The sequence below is a fragment of the Bradyrhizobium sp. 199 genome, from assembly GCF_023073355.1.
Lineage (GTDB): Bacteria > Pseudomonadota > Alphaproteobacteria > Rhizobiales > Xanthobacteraceae > Bradyrhizobium.
Genome location: NZ_JADPJI010000006.1, coordinates 392,158 through 405,871, shown reverse-complemented (window position 1 = coordinate 405,871; position 13,714 = coordinate 392,158). Strand labels below are relative to the sequence as shown.

Here is a 13,714-nt window from a genome sequence, read left to right as displayed (position 1 = left end):
AACCGCGCCTGCTATCCCCCTGAGCCGGGAGGTCCGATTTAATCAGAACCCGGCCTCGAAACCTAGATTGGATCGCTTCGAAGGCGTGCCCCACGCCAAAGAAAACGCCTCAGAAATGAAACACCGGCCGGAGTTTATAGCTCCGGCCGGTGTTTTGGCTGTTTTACTTGCCGAGCTTGCCGAGTTCGGTCGTCAGCTCGGGAACCGCCTGGTAGAGATCGGCGACCAGGCCGTAATCGGCGACCTGGAAGATCGGCGCGTCCTCGTCCTTGTTGATCGCGACGATCACCTTGGAGTCCTTCATGCCGGCCAGGTGCTGGATGGCGCCGGAAATGCCGACGGCGACATAGAGCTCGGGGGCCACGACCTTGCCGGTCTGGCCGACCTGCCAGTCGTTGGGCGCATAGCCGGCGTCGACCGCCGCACGCGAGGCGCCGACACCGGCGCCCAGCTTGTCCGCGAGCGGCTCGATGTACTTGGCGAAATTCTCGCGGCTCTGCATGGCGCGGCCACCGGAGACGATGATCTTCGCCGAGGTCAGCTCGGGACGGTCGCTCTTGGCGACCTCCTCGCCGACAAAGGACGACAGGCCCGGATCGGCGGCCGCCGCGACGCTCTCAACCGACGCGCTGCCGCCTTCACCCGCCGCAGCGAAGGTGGAGGTGCGCACCGTGATAACCTTCTTGGCGTCCTTCGACTTCACGGTCTGGATGGCGTTGCCGGCATAGATCGGGCGCTCATAGGTGTCGGGGGCGACCACCTTGATGATCTCCGAGACCTGCATGACGTCGAGCAGGGCTGCGACACGCGGCATCACGTTCTTGAAGCGCGAGGTCGCGGGCGCGACGATCGCGTCATAGCCGGAAGCCAGCGAGACGATCAGCGCGGCCAGCGGCTCGGCAAGATCGTGCGCGTAGAGGTCGCCGTCGGCGAGCAGCACCTTCTTCACGCCCGCAAGCTTGGCGGCGGCGTCCGCCGCGGCCTTGGCGTTCTGGCCGGCGACCAGCACCTCGACATCCGCGCCGAGCGCGGCAGCCGCAGTCAGAGCCTTGTTGGTCGCATCCTTGAGCGACGCATTGTCGTGTTCGGCAATCAGAAGCGTCGTCATCAGAGCACCCCGGCTTCGTTCTTGAGTTTCGACACCAGCTCGGCGACGTCCTTGACCTTGACCCCCGCCTGGCGGCCGGGCGGCTCCGTCGTCTTGACGACCTCGAGACGCGGAGCGACGTCGACGCCATAGTCGGCAACGGTCTTGTCCGCGATCGGCTTTTTCTTCGCCTTCATGATGTTGGGCAGCGAGGCGTAGCGCGGCTCGTTGAGACGAAGGTCGGTGGTGACGATCGCCGGTCCCTTCAGCTTCACGGTCTGCAAACCGCCGTCGACTTCGCGGGTGACCTTGAAGTCAGAACCTTCGACCTCGAGCTTCGAGGCAAACGTCGCCTGCGACCAGCCGAGCAGCGCAGCCAGCATTTGGCCGGTCTGGTTGCTGTCATCGTCGATCGCCTGCTTGCCGAGAATGATCAGGCCCGGCTGCTCTTCTTCTGCGATCTTCTTCAGGATCTTGGCCACCGCGAGCGGCTCGACGCTGCCCTCCGCCTTCACCAGGATGCCACGGTCGGCGCCCATCGCAAGACCCGTGCGGATCGTCTCCGACGCCTGCGCCGGTCCAATGGAAACCACCACGACCTCGGTGGCCTTGCCGGCTTCCTTCAGGCGCAGCGCTTCCTCGACCGCGATTTCGTCGAAGGGGTTCATCGACATCTTGACATTGGCGAGTTCAACGCCCGATCCATCGCCCTTGACGCGGACCTTGACGTTGTAATCGACCACCCGCTTTACCGGCACTAAGACCTTCATCGATCCTCTTTCACTCAATTTGGGAAGGGGGTTATCAACTGGCGCGGAACCTAAAGGCCTGATCTGCCCCGGTCAACGCGCGAACGGGCCTAATTTTGGCCTCCTGAAATGCGGCGGCTCGATCGGTCAGCGGTTCTGGCCCGGAACCCAGAGCACGTCGCCGGCACCATTGCCGTTGGCGGCTCGGCTGGCCACGAACAGAAAGTCTGACAGGCGATTCATATATTGGATGCCAGCTGCGCTGACCGGCTCGTCGGGCCTGGCCGCCAGTTCCACCATCACGCGTTCCGCCCTGCGGCATATCGTACGCGCAACGTGGAGATGGGCTGCGGCCGGCGTGCCGCCCGGCAGCACGAAGGAAGTCAGCGGTGCGAGCTTGTCGTTGAGCGCGTCGATGTCGCGCTCGATCCGCTCGACCTGGCTCACCACCACCCGCAGCCGCTCCGCCTTGCCTTCACGCGCGGGCACCGCAAGGTCGGCGCCAAGATCGAACAGATCGTTCTGGATGCGGCCGAGCATCGCGTCGAGCTCGGGCATGTCGCCGGCATGGAGCCGGACGACGCCGATCGCGGCGTTGGTCTCGTCGACGGTGCCATAGGCTTCGATGCGCAGATCGTATTTCGGACGCCGCTCACCGGTTCCGAGCGCCGTCGTGCCATCGTCCCCGGTCTTCGTGTAGATGCGGTTCAACGTGACCATTTAGCGCCCCATCGCCCAGACCGCAGCCATCGCGATGACGATCGCCACGAATTGAAGCAGCACGCGCCAGCGCATCAGCTTTTGCGAGGTGTTGGGCGAGCCGCCGCGCATCATATTGATCAGACCGAGCAGCAGCACCAACGCCACGGCGCCGACCGCAATCGGCAGGATGAAAGTACTCAGGATAGATGCCATTGGGGGGTGATAACACCGTGCGCGCCGGTCCGCTATGGTGCCGCGAGAGCGTCCGGCGTCATTCCGGGGCGATGCGAAGCATCGATCTTGGAATTCGTCGGGCCATCTGTCCTGCGGCGAAACGGATTCCGGGCTCGCGCTGCGCGCCCGGAATGACAACGGGGTGCTTCGCGAACTGGCTTTTGGGCCAATAATATCAGATGGTAGTCGCGATGATTTCCGATTTGCGCCCATTGCCTGTTCTCTCGATCTCTCCCTGCGCGCAGGGGGAGAGAGCAGCAGTGTAGGTGCCCCGTGAAAGCCGTCCGTTACATCTACTGCGTCTTGGAAGATGCGTTCTACACGTTCCTGGCCGATGACGGCTGGGCGATCGCGAGCCACATCGCCCTGTCGACGCTGATGGCGCTGTTCCCGTTCCTGATCGTGCTCACCTCGCTTGCCGGCTTCTTCGGCTCCAAGGACCTCGCCGACCAGGCCGCCAGCCTGATGCTGCAGATCTGGCCCAAGCAGGTCGCCGATTCGATTTCGGGCGAGGTCCACGACGTGCTGACCACGACCCGCACCGGCATTCTCACCATCGGCGCGGCGCTGTCGGTCTATTTCGCCTCCAACGGCGTCGAGGCGCTCCGGGTCGCCCTCAACCGCGCCTATGCGGTGGTGGAGATGCGGCGTTGGTACTGGCTGCGACTGGAATCGATCCTCTACACACTGATCGCTGCTTTCACCGCGCTCGCCATGGCGTTCCTGATCGTGCTCGGCCCGCTCCTGATCGAAGCGGCACGGCGCCATATCCCGCTGTTCGTCGAATCGAACGAGAGCATCCTCACCTGGCTGCGCTACGGCATCACCATCAGTGCGCTGGTGGTGGCGCTGATCATCCTGCACGCCTGGCTGCCGGCGGGACGGCGCAGCTTCGTCCAGATCCTGCCCGGCATCGTCTTCACCATCGTGGCCTCGCTGATCTCCAGCGTCGTGTTCGGACAATATCTGGCCCGCTTCGCCAACAACTACGTGACGATGTATGCGGGGCTCGCCTCGGTGATCATCGCGCTGGTGTTTCTGTACTTCATCGCCGCGATCTTCGTTTACGGCGGCGAGCTCAACGCCGCGATCATCAAGTCGCGGCTTCCTCACGGCGTGTCGCTTCAAGCAGCGCAGTCGCTAGCGCCCGCGGAGACACAGGCTTGACCAGGAAGGCGTCGGCGCCGGCCTCGCGCGAGGCCGCCTCGTCCTCGCCCCGCCCGGAAACTCCGATGATGGGGATCTGAGCCAGCGGTGCCGGCATCGCGCGGATCCGCCGGATGGCTTCGACGCCGTCGATCCCCGGCAGCACCATGTCCATCAGCACCGCGTCGAATGCGCCCTGCTCCAGCCGCTTCACGGCGTCCTCGCCGCGCCCGATGAACTCGGCATGATGGCCGAGCTCGGTCAAAATGGTGTTGAGCACGACACGACCGAACGGATTGTCCTCGACGCTAAGGACACGCAGCGCCGCGACCGCATCTGCGTCCGCTTGGCCCTTCGTCTTGCCGGATTTGCGAGGTTCTGCGGCATCGACCGACACCGTCAGCGTGAAGGTGGCGCCGCCGCCGCGGCGCGGTGCGACGGTGATGTCGCCACCCATCGCGCGTGCCAGCTGCTTTACCGAGGATAGGCCGAGGCCGGCGCCGCCGAAGCGCGAGGCAATGGTGACGTTGGCCTGGGTGAACGGGCGGAACAGCCGCTTGATCTCGGCCATGGTCAGGCCGATGCCGCTGTCCGACACCGCGAAAGCAATGCCGACCCTGCCTTTGGCTTTGACTTTGCCGTTGACGGGACGCCACGGCTCGACCGCAAGCGCCACGCCGCCCTGATCAGTGAATTTCACGGCATTGTCGATCAGGTTCTCGAGCGCGGCACGCAGGCGGACGGGATCGCCGACCACCAGCCCCGGCAGCCTTTCGGAGATTGCCACCTCGGCTTTCAGCCCCTTGGCCGCGGCCCGGCCGGCCAGCGAATCGCCGGCATTGCGGGCAAGCGTTCGCAGGTCGAACAGGTCCTGCCGCAGCGCGCTGCCGCCCTGCCCCGTTCTCGCAGCGTCCACGAACAGCGTGGCAAGGCTCGCCAGATGCTCGGCACCGGCCTTGATGGTGTCGGCCCAGCGCCGTTCCCGTTCGCCGAGATCGGAGGTCGCGAGCAGGTCGCTGATCGCCAGAATGCCGGTCAGGGGGGTGCGGACCTCATGGGCAAAGGCAGCAAGCGCGGCCTGGACCACATCAGGCGTGACCGCCTTGGTGCTGCGCCTGGGCAACCTGGCGGTCGGCCCGGACCGCTTCCGAACCACTCGCTTGGACGTTCGCGTAGTGCGCGCTGCGCGCGTTTTCGCCGCCATAACTCCCCTTCGAAGTATCCCTTCGAACCCCGGGCCGTCAGGCGAGCATGGCACGGCGGAACACCCGGAGTCACGGCGGCGTTTGGCTAACCCCCAGAGAAACTTAACCTAATCCCACCAGCTGACGGATGCCGGCAGGCATAATGCCGGCCGCGCGCAATTCGCGCAGACCGGTCGAGCCGCTCGATTTCGACAGCTTCCGCCCCTCGGCGTCGCAAACCAGCCGGTGATGGCGGTAGGCGGGTTCGGGCAGGCCGAGCAGGACCTGGAGCAGGCGGTGCACTGAAGTGGCGTGGAACAGGTCTTGGCCGCGCACGATCTCGCCGACGCCCTGGAGCGCGTCATCGACGACAACAGACAGATGGTAGCTGGTCGGTGTCTCCTTGCGGGCCAGAATCACGTCGCCCCACGCCTCGGGGCGTGCCGGGACGATGCCGCGTGCGCCGTCGAGGCCCTCCCCGAGCTCGCTCCACGTCAGCCCCCCGGCGGCGCGCTGACAGGCGGCCGCCATGTCGAGCCGCAGCGCGTAAGGCACGCCTGACGCGATCAACCGCGACCGCTCGTCGGCGGGTAGCGATTTGGATTCGCCGGGATAGAGCGGCGCGCCGTCGGGATCATGCGGCCACGGGCCATCCGCCTCACGTATGGCAACGAGCTTTGCGATCTCGGCACGGCTTTCGAACGCGGGATAGACGAGGCCAAGCGCCGACAGCCTCTCCAGCGCGGCGCGATAATCGGCGAGGTGCTCCGACTGCCGCCGCACCGGTCTCTCCCAGTCGATCCCGAGCCAGACGAGATCCTCGTAGATCGCCGCCTCGAATTCCGGCCGGCAGCGCGTCGCGTCGATGTCCTCGATCCGCAGCAACAGCCGCCCGCCGGTCTCGCGCGCCCGCTCGAAATTCAGCAGCGCCGAATAGGCATGGCCGAGATGCAGGTAGCCGTTCGGGCTGGGGGCGAATCGGAAAACAGGTGGCATGATGCGAAAGAACTCGTCATGGCCGGGCTTGACCACCACGGCTGTCATTCCGGGGCGGTCGGCAGGACCGAACCCGGAATCTCGAGATTCCGGGTTCGATGCTTCGCATCGCCCCGGAATGACGGAGTAGAATATTCGGTACCGGGTCAAGCCCGCGCATGACGAGTTTGATGCATCATGACCATTCACCTCGAAACCCAGTCCGACCTCGAAGAGGCCGTCCACGCGCTGATCAAGCGCGACTCGCGCCTGAAACCGGTGCTCAAGATCGCGGGCATGCCGGCGCTGCGGCGGCGCGAGCCGGGTTTTGCGGGCCTTGCCCACATCGTCTGCGGGCAGCAGCTCTCGACCGCGAGCGCGGCCGCGATCTGGGGGCGGCTGTCTGCAGCGTTCGACCCGTTCGATCATGAGGCGGTGCGCCGCGCCCGGGCCGATCGGCTGGGGCGGCTCGGGCTCTCGGCCGCCAAGATCAAGACGCTGAAGCATCTCGCGCGCGAGATCGGCGCGCAGCGGCTGAACCTCGACGTGCTCGCCGAGGAAGATGCCGACGCCGCGCATCACACGCTGATCGCGCTGCCCGGCATCGGCCCCTGGACCGCCGACGTCTATCTGCTGTTTTGCCTCGGCCATGGCGATGCCTGGCCGGCCGGCGACCTCGCCGTGCAGGAGGGCATCAAGATTGGCCTCGGCCTTCAGGCGCGGCCGACGGAGAAGCAGATGGCGCCGCTCGCCGAACCCTGGCGTCCGCTGCGCGGCGCGGCGGCGCATTTGTGGTGGAGCTATTATCGCGCGGTGAAGAAGCGCGAGGGCGTGCTCACCGGAGCGAACTAGCCGCGCAGCCGCTCGCGATCGGCGCGGGCGCATCCAGCCACGAAGTCGATCACGGCTCGCACCGCAGGGAGCTCGACGAGGTCCGGATGGGCTAGCAGCCACAGGTCGGCCACGCTGGCGAGCTTCTGCGGAGCGACGCGCACGAGGTCGGAATAGCTCTCCGCGACGAAGCACGACAGCGTGGAAATTCCGATCCCCGCGCGGACCGCCGCCAGCATGTCCCCCTGCGACGAGCAGCGCATCACGATCGTGCCCTGGCGCGTGATCGCATCGCTCCAGCGCGCCAGCTGTGCGTTGGAACCCTGGTCGGCAAAGCCGATCACGCTGTGCCCCTTCCACTCGGCGCTGCGCTCCGGCAGGGACCGGCTCGCAGCATAGTCGCGCGAGGCATAGAAGCCGGTGCCGAGACGGCCGATCTTGCGGCCGACCAGGTTTTCCTCGCCGCTGTCGAGCGGCCGCAGCACGACATCGGCTTCCCGGCGCCGCACGCTGGCCGGAAATGGATGGGTGATGATCTCGAGCCGGATGTGATCATGCGCGCTCAGAAAGGCTTGCAGTCGGGGCATCAGCCAGTGCGAGGCCAGCGTTGCCCCGATCGACAGCTTGACCGTGCCGCGCGCCTTGCGCCCGCCGGCGCCGACGGCCGCCTCGGCGCGGAGCGCGGCAGCCGCCATCGCCTCGGCGTGCTCACGCAAAGTACGGCCATCGGCAGTGAGTACGAAGCCGTCGGCAGCGCGGGCCAGCAGCTTGGTGCCGAGCTGCGCCTCCAGCGCCGCGATCTTGCGGCTGACGGTCGGATGGCTGGCGTGCAGCCGCCGCGCCGCGGCGGTAAAGCTGCCGGTATCCGCCACTGCGACGAAGATCTTGCAGAGTTCCCAATCCACCGGCAGCTCCGTTCAAAACTGAATATGTGTATGTTCAATCTTGAACGATCCTGTGCGCGCCGTCCAACCCTATAGTGGGTCAAACCGCGAGGCGGAGCACCCCGCCAGCGCGACAATCGACATGGAAGCGCTCACCATCGGCCGGAAGAACCGGCGATGGGCGTCGTCAGGAGGATCGGATGGCGTTGCCTGCCCTGCTCAAGAACAATCTGGAGCTGCCGGTCGTCGGCTCCCCGCTCTTCATCGTCTCCGGACCGGAGCTGGTGATCGCCCAGTGCAAGGCGGGCGTCGTCGGGTCCTTTCCCGCGCTCAACGCCCGTCCGGTCGAGAAGCTCGACGAATGGCTGAGTCGCATTGAAGACGAGCTCGGCGAATACAAATCGCGCAATCCCGGCAAGAAGGTCGCACCCTACGCCGTCAACCAGATCTGCCATGCGTCGAACGACCGGCTGATGAAGGACATGGAGACGTGCGTAAAGCACAAAGCGCCCATCATCATCACCTCGCTGCGGCCGCCGGCGGAGATCGTCGAGGCCGCGCATTCCTATGGCGGGCTGGTGTTCCACGACGTCATCAACGTCAAGCATGCGCGGAAAGCCGCCGAGCAGGGTGTCGATGGCCTGATCCTGGTCTGCGCCGGTGCGGGCGGACATGCCGGCACGCTGTCGCCCTTCGCGCTCGTGCGCGAGGTCAAGCAATGGTTTGGCGGCGCGATCCTGCTGTCGGGAGCGATCAGCGACGGTTTTGGCATCGCCTCAGCGCTGACGCTGGGCGCCGACCTCGCCTATATGGGCACGCGCTTCATCGCGACACGGGAAGCCAATGCCGACGAAGTCTACAAGTCCTCGCTGACGAAGCACGCCGCGCACGACATCGTCTACACGAACCTGTTCACCGGCGTGCATGGCAATTATCTCGGCCCTTCGATCGCGGCCGCCGGGTTGGACCCGGACAATCTTCCGGCAGCTGACAAGTCGAAGATGAATTTCGGCTCCGGCGGCAACACGAAATCGAAGGCTTGGCGCGACATCTGGGGATCGGGCCAGGGCATCGGCCAGATCACCGATGTCCCGCCCGTCGCGGAGCTGGTCGACCGCATGAAGGGTGAATTCGATCAGGCCCGGCAGGATTTCCTGATGCGCGCAAGCGCCTGAGCACCGACAAGAACAAAACGGGAGGATACCATGAAGCTGGCAGCCGCACTGATCGGCCTATCGTTGCTGACGCTCGCCGGCGGCAGCGTCCATGCCGAAGGCAGCGACGAGATCCGCATCGGACAGACCCTGCCCTATAGCGGCCCGGCCTCCGGATTCGGTGCGATCGGGCGGACGCAGGAAGCCTTTTTCGAGAAGGTCAATGCCGAAGGCGGCATCAACGGCCGCAAGGTCAAGTTCATCACGCTGGACGACGCCTACTCGCCGCCGAAGACGGTCGAGCAGACCCGCAAGCTGGTGGAGCAGGACGAGGTGCTGATGATGTTCGGCTCGCTCGGCACCGCCACCAACAGCGCGGTGCAGCGCTACCTCAACAGCAAGAAGGTGCCGCAGCTGTTCGTGCTGTCGGGTGCGACGAAATGGGCCGATCCGCAGAAATATCCCTGGACCATGCCGGGCATGGCCGCCTACGAATCCGAGGGTGTGGTCTATGCCAAGCACGTGTTGCGGGCCAAGCCAGGCGCCAAAATCGCCATCCTGTCCCAGAATGACGATTTCGGCCGCGATTATGTCGCCGGCTTCAAGCGCGCGCTCGGCGACAAGGCAGCTGGCATGATCATCGCGGAGCAGACCTATGAGACCAGCGCACCGACGATCAGCTCGCAACTCTCGACTCTGAAGGCATCAGGCGCCGATGTGCTGTTCGGCGTCGTGCTCGGCAAGTTCACCTCGCAGATGATCAAAGGCGTGGCCGAGATCGGCTGGAAGCCCGAGCTGTTCTTCGTGCCGACCTCGGCCTCGTCGATCTCGTTCCTGGAGCCGGCAGGCCTCGACAACGCAGTCGGCCTGATCTCGTCGAGCAACCAGAAGGACACGATGGATCCGCAATGGGCCGACGATGCCGGCGTGAAGGAGTACTTTGCCTTCATGAAGCAATACATGCCGAACGCAGACCTTTCCAATTCCAACTACGGGGCCGGCTATCACTATGCGACGCTGCTGATGACGGTGCTGAAGGCCTGCAAGGATGATGTCAGCCGCGACAACATCATGCGCCAGGCCGCGTCTCTGAAACAGGCGAAGTTGCCGCTGCTGCTGCCGGGCATGAGTGTAAGCACCGGCCCCGACGATTATCTGCCGTTTCAGCAGCTTCAGCTCCGCCGGTTCAACGGCAAGAGCTGGGTGGGATTCGGCGACGTGCTGGATGATCGCTGACACGAGGCGGAACAGGACAGACCATGATCATCAGCGGCGAACGCCTGATCGGCTATGACGCGATCCAGGCGCGCATCAAACGCGCGGCGAGCGGGCTTCGCGCCCTCGGCCTTGCCGAAGGCGCGCCGGTTGCCATGATGCTGCGCAACGATTTCGCCTTGTTCGAGGTGGTTGCGGCCTCGGCGGCACTGGGCAGCCCGGTGGTGCCGATCAACTGGCATCTCAAAGCGGAGGAGGTCCGTTACATCCTGACCGACAGCGGCGCCAAGGTCCTGGTCTGCCATGCCGACCTGCTGCCGCAGATCCGCTCCGGCATTCCGGAAGACGTCCGCCTGCTCGTTGTCGCGACGCCGCCCGAGTTCGCGGCGACCTTCGCCATTCCCCCTGATCTGACCGAGGTCCCGGCCGGACTGACCGATTGGGACCTCTGGCGCGACGGGCATCCCGAAAGCCAGGAGCCGCCGCGCCGAGCGGCGGCGATGATCTACACCTCGGGGACCACGGGCATGCCGAAGGGCGTGCGGCGCATGCCGATGCAGCCCGAACAGGCGGCCGCTTCCGAACGCGTCGGCGCGATCGCCTATGGCATCAAGCCGCGCGAGGAGCAGGTCGTGCTGATCAACGGGCCGATGTACCATTCCGCGCCGCATTCCTACGGCATGATGGCGTTCCGCAATGGCTGCACCATCGTCCTGCAGCCGCGGTTCGACGCCGAGGAGCTGCTTGCGCTGATCGAGCGTCACCGCGTGACGCACATCCACATGGTGCCGACCATGTTCGTGCGCCTGCTCCGCCTGCCCGAGGCGGTCAGGCGGCGCCACGATCTCTCGTCGCTGCGTTTCGTCGTGCACGGCGCCGCGCCCTGTCCGCCCGACGTGAAGAAGGCGATGATCGACTGGTGGGGACCGGTCATCAATGAATATTTCGGCTCGACCGAGACCGGCATCCCGGTCTGGCACTCCGCCGAGGAGGCGCTGAAAAAACCCGGCACGGTCGGCCGCACCATCGATGGCGGCATCGTCAGGATTTTTCGCGAGGACGGCAGCCTCTGTGGTGCCAACGAGGTCGGTGAAATCTACATGCGCCAGACGGCGGTGCCCGATTTCGACTATCACGGCAAGGCGCAGGCGCGCGCCGAGGCGGGGCGCGACGGTCTCGTCAGCGTCGGTGACGTCGGCTATCTCGACGAGGACGGCTATCTGTTCCTGTGCGACCGCAAGCGCGACATGGTGATCTCGGGCGGCGTCAACATCTACCCCGCCGAGATCGAGAACGTGCTGATCACGATGCCGCGCGTGCGCGATTGCGCCGTGTTCGGCATTCCCGACGCCGAATATGGCGAGCGGCTGTGCGCCTGCATCGAGCCGGAGACGGGCGCGCAGCTCGCAGCCGCCGAGGTGCAGGGCTGGCTGCGCGAGCGGCTGGCCAACTTCAAGGTGCCGAAGCAGATCCAGTTCATGGATGCCCTGCCGCGCGAGGCGACCGGAAAGATATTCAAGCGCAAGCTGCGCGATCCCTACTGGGCTGGCCGCGGTCCGCGCGGCGCTTGAACGCTCTCCGGCCGCCATCCGCGCGCGGAATGCCGGGCCATATTCCGTCCGAGCAGGTGCGCATGCCTGCCTAGCTCAGGTCTGCGGCTTTTGGCGGGCGAGGAAACCGTATAGCGTTCGATCTCAGAGGAAACGCCGCGGAGACGGCTACGAGGTCGCGCATGCTGGACAGAACGAAGGATATTTCCGTCGCCGCGCAAGCCTGGCTCGACGAATTCGAGCATATGCTGGGCAGGTCCGATCCCGCCACGCTGGAGCGCCTCTTCCTCGCCGACAGCTTTTGGCGCGACGTGCTGGCGCTGAGCTGGAACCTGCAAACGCTCGCCGGCCGCAACACGATCGCGCCAGCGCTGGCCGCGCTCGCGCCAAAAGCGGCACCGACTAATTTCAAGATCGCGCCCGGCCGCGCGCCCCCGCGCTGGGTGAGCCGCGCCGGCACCAACACCATCGAAGCCATCTTCAACTTCGAAACCGCAATCGGGCGCGGCAGCGGCATCGTCCGGCTCATTCCTGACAGCACCGACGGCGATGGTCTGAAGGCGTGGACGCTGCTGACCGCGCTGGACGAGCTCAAGGGGTTCGAGGAGCAACTCGGCACGTCGCGCCCGCGCTGCCAGGCCTATTCCCGCGATTTCCGCGGACCGAACTGGCTGGATTTGCGCAACGCCTCGCGCGACTATGCGAAACGCGATCCGGCCGTGCTGGTGGTCGGCGGCGGCCAGGCCGGGCTTGCGATCGCAGCGCGGCTGAAGCAGTTGCAGATCGACGCGCTGATCGTCGATCGCGAGATGCGGATCGGCGACAATTGGCGCAAGCGCTATCACGCGTTGACGCTGCACAACCAGGTGCAGGTCAATCACCTCCCCTACATGCCGTTTCCGCCGAACTGGCCGACCTATATCCCCAAGGACAAGCTCGCCAACTGGTTCGAGTCTTACGTCGATGCCATGGAGCTGAACTTCTGGACCGGCACCGAGCTCGAGGGCGGCACCTATGACGAGGCCAAGGAGCGCTGGGAGGTCACGCTGCGCGGCGCCGACGGCAGCAGGCGAACCATGCATCCGCGCCATGTCATCATCGCGACCGGCGTCAGCGGCATCGCGAACATCCCTGACATTCCGAGCCTCGCCAATTTCCGGGGGACGCTGCTGCATTCCAGCCGCTACGAGGACGGCGAGAACTGGACAGGCAAGCGCGCGATCGTCATCGGCACCGGCAACAGCGGTCACGACATCGCGCAGGATCTCTATTCCAGCGGCGCCGAGGTGACGCTGGTGCAGCGCGCGCCCACCCTGGTCACCAATATCGAGCCGTCGGCGCAGCTCGCTTATGCGACTTACAATGAAGGCACGCTCGAGGACAATGATCTGATCGCGGCCTCGATGCCGACGCCGCTGGCGAAGAAAACCCACGTGATGCTGACCAAGCAGTCGAGGGAACTTGACAAGGAACTGCTCGATGGCCTCTCGCGCGTGGGCTTCAGGCTCGACTTCGGCGAGGCCGGAACGGGATGGCAGTTCAAATATCTCACCCGCGGCGGCGGCTATTATTTCAATGTCGGCTGCTCCAACTTGATCATCGAGGGCAAGATCGGGCTCCGGCAGTTTGCCGACATCGAGGGCTTCGTCGCTGAAGGCGCGCGAATGAAGGACGGCTCGATCATCGCCGCCGATCTCATCGTGCTCTCGACCGGCTACAAGCCGCAGGACTATCTGGTACGAAAGCTGTTCGGTGATGGGATCGCCGACCGCGTTGGCCCGATCTGGGGTTTTGGGGACGGCCTCGAGCTGCGCAACATGTATACGCGTACCCGCCAAGCCGGCCTCTGGTTCATCGCCGGCAGCCTGGCGCAGTGCCGCATCAACTCGAAATATCTCGCGCTGCAGGTCAAGGCGATCGAGGAAGGGATTTTGGGGCGCGAGGTGGGCACGACCTGAGCTTCTCGTCATGCGAGCGCAGCGGATGCAAAAGAACACATCGAG

At 65.3% G+C, this 13,714-nt stretch carries 13 protein-coding genes; 6 read left to right on the top strand and 7 right to left on the bottom strand.

Going from position 1 to position 13,714, the window contains the following annotated elements; all coding sequences use genetic code 11:
* Positions 1 to 163: 163 nt before the first annotated feature.
* From IVB28_RS22360 to IVB28_RS22345, 4 genes are all read right to left on the bottom strand, one after another.
* Positions 164 to 1,108 (bottom strand): FAD-binding protein, encoded by a 945-nt coding sequence (locus tag IVB28_RS22360; RefSeq protein WP_247529070.1) that lies wholly within the window; start codon positions 1,106 to 1,108, stop codon positions 164 to 166.
* Positions 1,108 to 1,857 (bottom strand): electron transfer flavoprotein subunit beta/FixA family protein, encoded by a 750-nt coding sequence (locus tag IVB28_RS22355; RefSeq protein WP_247529069.1) that lies wholly within the window; start codon positions 1,855 to 1,857, stop codon positions 1,108 to 1,110. The genes IVB28_RS22360 and IVB28_RS22355 overlap by 1 nt, the downstream gene beginning before the upstream one ends.
* Before the next feature lie 126 nt (positions 1,858 to 1,983).
* Positions 1,984 to 2,556 (bottom strand): cob(I)yrinic acid a,c-diamide adenosyltransferase, encoded by a 573-nt coding sequence (locus IVB28_RS22350; protein WP_247529068.1) that lies wholly within the window; start codon positions 2,554 to 2,556, stop codon positions 1,984 to 1,986.
* On the bottom strand, positions 2,557 to 2,751 hold the full coding sequence (locus IVB28_RS22345; RefSeq protein WP_008543342.1) for a twin transmembrane helix small protein: 195 nt from the start codon (positions 2,749 to 2,751) through the stop codon (positions 2,557 to 2,559).
* A 294-nt stretch (positions 2,752 to 3,045) separates the two neighbouring features.
* Here IVB28_RS22345 and IVB28_RS22340 point away from each other — a divergent pair, with 294 nt between their 5' ends.
* On the top strand, positions 3,046 to 3,939 hold the full coding sequence (locus IVB28_RS22340) for a YihY/virulence factor BrkB family protein (RefSeq protein WP_247529067.1): 894 nt from the start codon (positions 3,046 to 3,048) through the stop codon (positions 3,937 to 3,939).
* On the opposite strand, the gene IVB28_RS22335 is transcribed toward IVB28_RS22340, so the two are convergent.
* On the bottom strand, positions 3,866 to 5,122 hold the full coding sequence (locus tag IVB28_RS22335; RefSeq protein ID WP_247529066.1) for an ATP-binding protein: 1,257 nt from the start codon (positions 5,120 to 5,122) through the stop codon (positions 3,866 to 3,868). The two genes, IVB28_RS22340 and IVB28_RS22335, sit on opposite strands and share 74 nt — an antisense overlap.
* 103 nt (positions 5,123 to 5,225) lie before the next feature.
* Positions 5,226 to 6,098 (bottom strand): tRNA glutamyl-Q(34) synthetase GluQRS, encoded by an 873-nt coding sequence (gluQRS, locus tag IVB28_RS22330; RefSeq protein ID WP_247529128.1) that lies wholly within the window; start codon positions 6,096 to 6,098, stop codon positions 5,226 to 5,228.
* 177 nt (positions 6,099 to 6,275) lie between these two features.
* On the opposite strand from gluQRS, the gene IVB28_RS22325 reads away from it, so the two are divergent.
* Positions 6,276 to 6,929: a DNA-3-methyladenine glycosylase 2 family protein gene (locus IVB28_RS22325; RefSeq protein WP_247529065.1), complete on the top strand. Its 654-nt coding sequence runs from the start codon at positions 6,276 to 6,278 to the stop codon at positions 6,927 to 6,929.
* On the opposite strand, the gene IVB28_RS22320 is transcribed toward IVB28_RS22325, so the two are convergent.
* Positions 6,926 to 7,813: a LysR family transcriptional regulator gene (locus IVB28_RS22320; RefSeq protein WP_247529063.1), complete on the bottom strand. Its 888-nt coding sequence runs from the start codon at positions 7,811 to 7,813 to the stop codon at positions 6,926 to 6,928. The genes IVB28_RS22325 and IVB28_RS22320 overlap by 4 nt on opposite strands.
* Positions 7,814 to 7,992: 179 nt before the next feature.
* On the opposite strand from IVB28_RS22320, the gene IVB28_RS22315 reads away from it, so the two are divergent.
* From IVB28_RS22315 to IVB28_RS22300, 4 genes are all read left to right on the top strand, one after another.
* Positions 7,993 to 8,967 (top strand): nitronate monooxygenase family protein, encoded by a 975-nt coding sequence (locus IVB28_RS22315; RefSeq protein WP_247529062.1) that lies wholly within the window; start codon positions 7,993 to 7,995, stop codon positions 8,965 to 8,967.
* A 30-nt stretch (positions 8,968 to 8,997) separates the two neighbouring features.
* On the top strand, positions 8,998 to 10,182 hold the full coding sequence (locus IVB28_RS22310) for an ABC transporter substrate-binding protein (RefSeq protein ID WP_247529061.1): 1,185 nt from the start codon (positions 8,998 to 9,000) through the stop codon (positions 10,180 to 10,182).
* A 23-nt stretch (positions 10,183 to 10,205) separates the two neighbouring features.
* Complete coding sequence (locus tag IVB28_RS22305; RefSeq protein WP_247529059.1) at positions 10,206 to 11,732, top strand: acyl-CoA synthetase; 1,527 nt, start codon at positions 10,206 to 10,208, stop codon at positions 11,730 to 11,732.
* Between the two features lie 161 nt (positions 11,733 to 11,893).
* A complete protein-coding gene (locus IVB28_RS22300; protein ID WP_247529057.1) occupies positions 11,894 to 13,669 on the top strand; it encodes an NAD(P)/FAD-dependent oxidoreductase in 1,776 nt (591 codons plus the stop codon).
* Positions 13,670 to 13,714: the final 45 nt, after the last annotated feature.

Coding starts and splice junctions, on each gene's coding strand:
- IVB28_RS22345 (WP_008543342.1), bottom strand. CDS start 2,751: ATGGCATCTATCCTGAGTACTTTCATCCTGCCGATTGCGGTCGGCGCC.
- IVB28_RS22355 (WP_247529069.1), bottom strand. CDS start 1,857: ATGAAGGTCTTAGTGCCGGTAAAGCGGGTGGTCGATTACAACGTCAAG.
- gluQRS (WP_247529128.1), bottom strand. CDS start 6,098: ATGCCACCTGTTTTCCGATTCGCCCCCAGCCCGAACGGCTACCTGCAT.
- IVB28_RS22300 (WP_247529057.1), top strand. CDS start 11,894: ATGCTGGACAGAACGAAGGATATTTCCGTCGCCGCGCAAGCCTGGCTC.
- IVB28_RS22325 (WP_247529065.1), top strand. CDS start 6,276: ATGACCATTCACCTCGAAACCCAGTCCGACCTCGAAGAGGCCGTCCAC.
- IVB28_RS22335 (WP_247529066.1), bottom strand. CDS start 5,122: ATGGCGGCGAAAACGCGCGCAGCGCGCACTACGCGAACGTCCAAGCGA.
- IVB28_RS22305 (WP_247529059.1), top strand. CDS start 10,206: ATGATCATCAGCGGCGAACGCCTGATCGGCTATGACGCGATCCAGGCG.
- IVB28_RS22310 (WP_247529061.1), top strand. CDS start 8,998: ATGAAGCTGGCAGCCGCACTGATCGGCCTATCGTTGCTGACGCTCGCC.
- IVB28_RS22360 (WP_247529070.1), bottom strand. CDS start 1,108: ATGACGACGCTTCTGATTGCCGAACACGACAATGCGTCGCTCAAGGAT.
- IVB28_RS22350 (WP_247529068.1), bottom strand. CDS start 2,556: ATGGTCACGTTGAACCGCATCTACACGAAGACCGGGGACGATGGCACG.
- IVB28_RS22315 (WP_247529062.1), top strand. CDS start 7,993: ATGGCGTTGCCTGCCCTGCTCAAGAACAATCTGGAGCTGCCGGTCGTC.